The sequence below is a fragment of the Campylobacter sp. BCW_6463 genome, from assembly GCF_001762785.1.
Taxonomy (GTDB): domain Bacteria; phylum Campylobacterota; class Campylobacteria; order Campylobacterales; family Campylobacteraceae; genus Campylobacter_D; species Campylobacter_D jejuni.
The window spans coordinates 1-1,760 of sequence record NZ_MJXL01000058.1 but is presented as its reverse complement, the minus strand read 5'-3'; the positions used below and the strand labels follow the sequence as shown (position 1 = coordinate 1,760).

The window sequence follows — 1,760 nt, the reverse complement described above, 5'->3', positions numbered from 1 at the left end:
GTATTTTGATTAGCACCTATTTCTATATCTTTGTTTTCTCCTACATATTCATGAGAGTTTTTAGCCACTCTTACTTTATTATCTACTCCTACATTTAAGGTATTGCTTAATCCTACTATGGTATCTTTAGATAAGCCTACATTAGTTAAGTATTCTCCTCCTATATTGACATTTTTAGCTAAGTCTATGATTTGAGTATGAATCTTTTTAATCCTTTCATTATAAATTCCATCCACTATAGAATCTTTATCATTTAAGATTCTTTGAGTGAAATTATGCTGGACTAATTCATCATAATCCTTTTGGGCTTTTAAATAAATTTGTTCTTTATCTTTTATATTTGAGAGGGTAAGTTCATTATAACCTTCTTCATTAACACCTATGGTTTTAGAAGAAAGAGAAGTTTGGTGATCATTAAAAGGAAGATTTACTAAACTTGGATTAGTCCCATTATACAAACTTCCACTTACATAAGGCTTATCTATATCATCATCTAAAAAAGAAATAATCACTTCATCTCCAATTCTTGGAGTATGATAAAAACCTGAATGATTACTTGCTATACTAGAAGCTACTCTTAAAAAAGGAGTGTGATGATATAAACTTTCTTTTTCATCTAATTCTTCTTGATTGGCATAAAGATTAATCCTTACCTTAACCCTTCCATGCTCATCAGTATAAATAGTATTCCTCTCACTTTCTATATCCTTACTCTCTCCTATAACAATACCTTGAGTGCTATTAGGAGCTTTAGGTTTAGCTTTAAAACTTGGAGTAAAGATAATATTCTTTTTTAATAAAGTTAAAGTATTAGAATAAGATTTACTTAAATTTAAATCTTTTAAATTTAAATGATCATTCGTATTAATAGAATTAGCTAAGATGGCATCATCAATTAAGATTTGAGTATTAGCAATAATAATAAAGTCTTTAAGCAAAGAAGCTTTATCTTGTTTTTCTTCATCTTGATTTTTTATTTCTTCTTGATGATTAAACTCCTTATAATTTAAAGTGATAAAATCTCCTAAGCTAAGATGATAAATATTACTTTTTGCTAGTAAGCTTTCATTTAATACTAAGGCTCTTTTTTCTTTAAGAGAAGGCTTAGTCTTTAAATCAATGCTTTTTGTAAAAGAATATTCACTCTCATAAAAATGTTCATTATAATAAGCTTTGTTATTAAGTTCTTGTTCATAAGGAACTTTATTAGAGTGTAAGGATAAAAGATTTAAAGGAGTATTGGCATTAATACTAGAATGCGTAAAAGAATTAGTTCTTAAGCTTTGTTCTTTATAAATAGAAGAAATACAAGCTTGATTTAAAATATTATTAATATTAGGATTATACTCAATTTCTTTATTTTTTACATTTTTATACACATCACAAAAATAAATAGTGTTCTCATCTTCATAAAAAAAGATTCCATTATTATGGCTTAATCTTGTAATAAAGTCTAAATCACTTTCATTGTATTGAGAGATGAGTTCTTGTTTTTCATAATTAAAATGTATATTAGAATAATCAATTTCTTTATGTAAGATATCTTGATAAAAACCAAGGGTTTGTTTAATCACTTCTATAATATTAGTATGAGTATAAATACGATTGGCTTTATTTAAAGAAAGTCTTATCAAGACTGATTGAAGCTTAAAAGAAAAAAAATGCTTGTATTTTATTTGCTTAGTATTTGAAGCGCTATCATTAATATTTAAAGCACTTTCATGATTAATACCTAGATATTTTATATAAGTGATAATTCC

General features: G+C 25.9%; 1 protein-coding gene. It reads right to left on the bottom strand.

Features of this window, described 5'->3' with window-relative positions:
* Positions 1-1,760 (bottom strand): type VI secretion system Vgr family protein (locus tag AJ884_RS06785; RefSeq protein WP_070286517.1); only part of this gene is annotated, 1,760 nt, incomplete at both ends.